1 protein-coding gene is annotated in these 260 nt (G+C 56.9%); it reads right to left on the bottom strand.

Annotation, left to right across the window (positions count from 1 at the left end; all coding sequences use genetic code 11):
* Positions 1-260, bottom strand: a 260-nt coding sequence (locus SB753_RS38630; RefSeq protein ID WP_410805358.1) for a hypothetical protein, incomplete at both ends; no start/stop codon positions are given.

Below are 260 nucleotides of genomic sequence, written 5' to 3'. Positions count from 1 at the left end.
AAGCTTTCTGGAGATATCTATCTCGTTCGGACGCACGGAAACCTGGTCAGCGACACACGCGCGTAGACCGGCGTCCACCCATTGGGCCAACTGCTCATCGGACGGCTCGGTGGGAAGATACCCGAAAAAGAAAACGGGATTGGTTGAATCAAACTCTGCCAGTACGATTCGCCATGCCTGCTGCGTCGGCACACTTTTCTGCCACACAATCCTGTCGCGGCGGAAGCCAACGTGCCTGCTCAGGCCGACAAGAAGCACGA

Origin of the sequence: Paraburkholderia sp. SIMBA_053 (assembly GCF_046534895.1) — a bacterium.
In the GTDB taxonomy this organism is placed as follows: Bacteria; Pseudomonadota; Gammaproteobacteria; order Burkholderiales; family Burkholderiaceae; genus Paraburkholderia; species Paraburkholderia caledonica.
Note: the sequence above shows the minus strand (reverse complement) of the source record. Positions and strands in the feature narration are given on the sequence as shown.